General features: G+C 74.0%; 5 protein-coding genes. 4 read left to right on the top strand and 1 reads right to left on the bottom strand.

Annotated features, from left to right (window positions below):
- Positions 1 to 81: 81 nt before the first annotated feature.
- Positions 82 to 1,287, bottom strand: a complete 1,206-nt coding sequence (locus tag ABZ914_RS45875) for a CaiB/BaiF CoA transferase family protein (RefSeq protein ID WP_500200961.1) — start codon at positions 1,285 to 1,287, stop codon at positions 82 to 84.
- Positions 1,288 to 1,548: 261 nt separating this feature from the next.
- On the opposite strand from ABZ914_RS45875, the gene ABZ914_RS45870 reads away from it, so the two are divergent.
- From ABZ914_RS45870 to ABZ914_RS45855, 4 genes are read left to right on the top strand one after another with little or no spacing between them, the layout of a single operon-like run.
- Positions 1,549 to 2,409, top strand: a complete 861-nt coding sequence (locus ABZ914_RS45870; RefSeq protein WP_500200960.1) for a mycofactocin-coupled SDR family oxidoreductase — start codon at positions 1,549 to 1,551, stop codon at positions 2,407 to 2,409.
- Positions 2,410 to 2,429: 20 nt separating this feature from the next.
- Positions 2,430 to 2,621, top strand: coding sequence for a ferredoxin (locus ABZ914_RS45865; RefSeq protein ID WP_500200959.1), 192 nt, complete (start codon positions 2,430 to 2,432; stop codon positions 2,619 to 2,621).
- Between the two features lie 16 nt (positions 2,622 to 2,637).
- Positions 2,638 to 4,308, top strand: a complete 1,671-nt coding sequence (locus ABZ914_RS45860; RefSeq protein WP_500200958.1) for a thiolase C-terminal domain-containing protein — start codon at positions 2,638 to 2,640, stop codon at positions 4,306 to 4,308.
- Positions 4,305 to 5,261 (top strand): alpha/beta hydrolase, encoded by a 957-nt coding sequence (locus tag ABZ914_RS45855; protein ID WP_500200957.1) that lies wholly within the window; start codon positions 4,305 to 4,307, stop codon positions 5,259 to 5,261. Before ABZ914_RS45860 ends, ABZ914_RS45855 begins: the two co-directional genes overlap by 4 nt.
- Position 5,262 lies beyond the last annotated feature (1 nt).

The following is a 5,262-nucleotide window of genomic DNA, read 5'->3' as shown; positions in this document are numbered from 1 at the left end:
GGCGCGCGTGGCACGGCCGGGCGGGACGCCGTGCGGAGGACCCGAGCGGGGTCCCCCATGGCCGCCGTCCGGCGGGGGCGGTCAGGTGATGGCGCCCGCGGCCTTGAGGGCGATGATGCGGTCCCAGTCGAGGCCGAGCTCGGTGAGGATCTCCTCGGTCTGGGCGGCGAACTCGGGCGCCGGGCCGACGGCGGGCGGGGCGACGTCGAACTGCACCGGGCTCGCGACCAGTTCGAGGTCGCCGGCACGGACGATGTACTCGTTCGCGCGGGCCTGCGGGTCGTTCCCGGCCTGCAGCGAGTCCTGCACCGGCGCCCACGGCCCGGCGAGGGTGGCGAAGCGTTCGGTCCACTCCGCCAGCGTCCGGGCGGCGATGGCCTCGCGGAGGATCGCGACGGCCTCGCCGGTGTTGGCGGCGATCCGCTCGGCGTCGGCGAAGCGGGGGTCTGCGGCCAGCTCCGGCCGGTCGATGTGGCGGCAGACGTCCGCCCAGAACCTGCCGGGCTGCAGCATGACGAAGGCCAGGTAGCGGCCGTCAGAGGTGGCGTACAGGCCGGACAGCGGATTCGTCGGCGACCCGTGCGCCCCGGCCGGGGCCGCGACCAGCGGCTCGCCGACGTGCATCGACAGGGCGATGCCGTGGCCCATCGCCCACAGCCCGCTGCCGAACAGCGACACGTCGACGACCGACGGCTCGCCGGTGCGCTCGCGCCGGAACAGCGCGGCCGCGATGCCCCCGGCGAGGTTGGTGCCGGAGATCGTGTCGCCGTAGGCGGGGCCGGGCGGGCTGATCATCCCCTCGGTTCCGGCCGGCGTGAGGCTGGCGGCGGTTCCGCCGCGCGCCCAGAACGCCGTCATGTCGTAGCCGCCCTTGTCGGCCTCCAGGCCGCGCGGGCCGAGGGCGCTCCCCCGCGCGTAGACGATGTCCGGGTTGACTGCGCGGACGTCGTCGACGTCGATGCCGAACTTTCGCCTGGCGCCCGGCAGGAAGCTGGTCAGGAACACGTCCGAGCGCCGGATCAGCTCGCCGAGCACCTCCTTGCCCTCGGGCACCGACAGGTCGAGGCCCAGGGAGCGCTTCCCGCGGTTGGCGTGCTCGATGTTCGGGTTCGGATCGCCGTCGACGCGGAGCGTGCCGACCTGCCGGAGCCCGCGCTGCGGATCGCCGGTGACGGCGTGCTCCACCTTGACCACGTCCGCGCCCCAGTCGGCCAGCACCCCGCCCGCCGACGGGACGAACCCGTACATGGCGACCTCCAGGACGCGGACGCCCTCCAGCGGCCTCATGCGACCACGGCCGCGACGATCTCGGTCCCCATGCACCCCTCCAAGCCCGTGCCGCTCACGTGGATGGAAGTTACATTCTCGAAAAAAGCAAATCAAGTCTGCGCTCGTAGAGACTCAACCTTCCGCACTGCTCCGCCAGGCCGGGGACTTCCAGGAGCTCACTGTTGAGAGTACTGTTCTCACATCCGGAATGATGATTCTCATCGTGCGTCGGGAGAGCGCGGGGCCGGGCGGCGCATCCAGAGCGGAAGGACACCACCCATGGGACGTGTTGACGGGAAGGTCGCGTTCATCACGGGCGCGGCCCGGGGGCAGGGCCGCAGCCACGCGGTACGGCTGGCCGAGGAGGGCGCCGACATCATCGCGGTCGACCTGTGCCAGGACTACGAGACGATCGGCTACCCCCTGGCCCGGCCCGACGACCTCAAGGAGACCGTCCGGCTCGTCGAGGAGCTCGGCCGCCGCGTCGTGCCGGTGCAGGCGGACGTGCGCGAGGCCGCCCAGCTGCGGGACGCCGTCGAGCGCGGCGTCGCCGAGCTCGGCCGGCTCGACATCGTGGTGGCGCAGGCCGGCATCGCCGGGATGAAGGGGCGGCCGCCGCTGCGGGCCTGGAGCGACGTCGTCGACACCAACCTGATCGGCACGATCAACGCGGTCCAGGCCGCGCTGCCGCACCTGCCCGAGGGCGGCTCGATCATCGCGACCGGGTCCACCGCGGCGCTCATGGTCATCGGGACGATCGACGAGCCGGGCAAGGACCCCGGCGGCCACGCCTACATGTACGCCAAGCAGGCGCTCTCGCAGTACATCCACGAGCTGGCCAGGAACGTCGCCCCGCTGCGGATCCGCGCCAACGTCGTCCACCCGACCAACTGCAACACCGACATGCTGCAGAGCGAGCCGATGTACCGGTCGTTCCGGCCGGACCTGGAGCATCCGACCCGCGCGGACGCCGAGCCCGCCTTCGGCGTGCAGCAGGCGATGCCGGTCCCGTACGTCGAGCCGCGGGACATCAGCGACATGGTGCTGTTCCTCGCGTCGGACGAGTCGCGCTACGTCACCGGCATGCAGATGCGCGTGGACGCGGGCGGCTACCTCAAGTGGCACGACTACAAGGCCTGAGACTCCCAGGAGGGGACATCGTGAAAGTGAAGGTCGATCCCGAGCGCTGCCAGGGCCACACGCTGTGCGCGATGCGGGCGCCGGAGGTCTTCGAGCTCGACGACGTCGACGGCCACTCCTCGCCCGTCGGCGAGGACGTCCCGCCCGGGCAGGAGGCGGCGGTCCAGGAGGCCGTCCGGTCCTGCCCCGAACGCGCGATCTCGGTTTCCTGAGCGGCCGGGAGGCGATGTGACCGAGGCCCCGGGGCGTCCGCTGCCGTCGATCACCGACGCGGACGCGTTCTTCTGGACGTCCGGAGAGGACGGACGGCTGCGCTTCCAGGAGTGCGCGTCCTGCACCACCCTGATCCACCCGCCGCAGCCGGTCTGCCGGCACTGCAAGGGCACCGCCATGGGCGTGCGGACCGTCTCCGGGTACGCCACGCTCATCGGGTTCACCGTCAGCCACCGGTTCCGCGTGCCCGGGCTGCCCGCGCCGTACGTCGTGGCGCAGGTCGCGATCGAGGAGGACCCCCGCGTCCGGCTCACCACCAACGCCGTCGGCTGCGACCCCGGCGACCTGCGCCTCGGCATGCGCATGGAGGTGGTCTTCGAGCACGTCGAGGACGTGTGGCTGCCGCTCTTCCGCCCGGCCGCCGGGCAGGGGGAGCCGGCGCCGCTCCCCCGCGACGACCCCGAGCCGGAGGACGTGCACCGGTACGTCCGCCCGATGCCGGCCGCCGGGAAGTTCGAGGACAAGGTCGCGCTCAGCGGCATCGGGACCTCGCGGATCGGGCGCCGCCTGATGGTCCCGCCGCTGGCGCTCACGGTGGCGGCGTGCCAGGAGGCGATCGCGGACGCCGGGCTGTCCCTCGACGACATCGACGGGCTCGCGACCTACCCCGGCGCCGGCGCCTTCGGCGGCTTCGCCGAAGGCGGCGTCACCGCGCTGGAGTCGGCGCTCGGCATCCGTCCGACCTGGTACAACGGCGGCGCCGAGACGTTCGGCCCGGGCGGCTCGCTGATCGCGGCGATGCTGGCCGTCGCGGGCGGGCTGGCCCGCCACGTGCTGTGCTTCCGCACCCTCTGGGAGGCCACGCACACCGAGCTGATGCGGCAGGGCAGGATCAGCCCGGGAGGCGGCGGGCGGGTGAGCGGCGGCGGCGCCTGGATCCGCCCCTTCGGCGCGATCTCGGCGGCGCACACGCTGGCGCAGAACGCCCAGCGCCACTTCCACCGGTACGGGACGACGCGCGAGACGCTCGGCTGGATCGCGCTCAACCAGCGCGCGAACGCCGCGCTCAACCCGTCCGCCGTCTACCGCGACCCGATGACGATGGAGGACTACCTCGGGGCGCGGCCGATCACCACGCCGTTCGGGCTGTACGACTGCGACGTGCCCTGCGACGGCGCGATCGCCGTCATCGTGTCGGCCGCCGACGCGGCCCGCGACCTGGCGAAGCCGCCCGTCCTCGTGGAGGCGGTCGGCACGCAGATCGTCGAGCGCCTGGAGTGGGACCAGAGCACGCTGACCCACGAGCCGCAGGTCCTCGGGCAGGCCGCGCACCTGTGGACCCGCACGTCGCTGCGGCCCGCCGACGTGGACGTGGCGCTGCTGTACGACGGCTTCACCATCAACTGCCTGTCCTGGATCGAGGCGCTCGGCTTCTGCGGCATCGGCGAGGCGAAGGACTTCCTGGAGGGCGGCAAGAACATCGCCCGCGACGGCGTCCTGCCGCTCAACACCCACGGCGGGCAGCTCTCCCACGGGCGCACCCACGGGATGGGCCTGATGCACGAGGCGATCGTGCAGTTGCGCGGCGAGGGCGGAGAGAGGCAGGTGGCGGACGCCCGGGTGGCCGTGGTGAGCAGCGGGGGCCTCACCCCCAGCGGGGTCATCCTGCTGCGATCCGACACGTGAGCCCGGCCGAGCCCGTGCCGTCCCGGCGCGTGGCGGACGTCGACGGCGTCCCGATGTCGGCGCTGGTGGCGGAGGCTCCACGGCCCAGGGCCGTCGTGGTCGCCCTGCACGGCGGCGCGACGACCGCGGTGTACTTCGACGCGCCGAACCGGCCGCGGCTCTCGCTGCTGCGGACCGGTGCGGCGCTCGGCTTCACGGTCATCGCCCTGGACCGTCCCGGCTACGGCGCTTCGGCGGCGCGTCCGGACCGGACGGCGACCGCCGAAGCGCGGGTCGGCCTGGCCTACGGCGCGATCGACGGGCTGCTGGAGTCGCGGCCGCGCGGCGCGGGCGTGTTCCTGATGGCCCACTCGCTGGGCTGCGAGCTCGCGGTGCGGATGGCGGCCGGCGAGCGCGGCGGCGACCTGCTGGGCCTGGAGATCTCCGGAACCGGACGGCACTACCAGCCGGTGGCGGCGGAGCTGCTGGGGAACCGGTTCCGCGGCGGTCCCCCGGCGGCGGCGCCGGGGGGCACGGTGCGCGACCTCGTGTGGGGCGGAGACCACCTGTACCCGGAGGGCATCGCGGGGGAGGCGGGGATCCTCGCTCCCGGGCCGGCGCACGAGGGCGCCGTCGCCCGGACCTGGCCGCACGACTTCGCCTCCGTGGCAGCGCGGGTGCGGATCCCGGTGCGCTACACGCTCGCCGAGCACGAAGGGGTGTGGCGGGCCGGCCGCGCGGGACTGGCCGACGTCGCCGCGATGTTCACCGCATCGCCGCGCGTCGAGACCGGGGAGCAGGCGGGCGGGCACAACCTGAGCCTGGGCCTGTCCGCCCGGGCGTACCACCTCAGGGTCCTGGCGTTCGCGGAGGAGTGCGTGCTGGCCCGCGAGCGCGCCGGCGCCCCGCCCGCGCTCGGCGCTCCGCCCGCGCTCGGCGACGGGACGGCCCCGGCCGCGGGCCCGCGGCGCTGAG

The sequence above is a fragment of the Spirillospora sp. NPDC046719 genome (genome assembly GCF_040645715.1).
GTDB lineage: Bacteria > Actinomycetota > Actinomycetes > Streptosporangiales > Streptosporangiaceae > Spirillospora.
Note: the sequence above shows the minus strand (reverse complement) of the source record. Positions and strands in the feature narration are given on the sequence as shown.

Coding starts and splice junctions, on each gene's coding strand:
- ABZ914_RS45875 (WP_500200961.1), bottom strand. CDS start 1,287: ATGAGGCCGCTGGAGGGCGTCCGCGTCCTGGAGGTCGCCATGTACGGG.
- ABZ914_RS45870 (WP_500200960.1), top strand. CDS start 1,549: ATGGGACGTGTTGACGGGAAGGTCGCGTTCATCACGGGCGCGGCCCGG.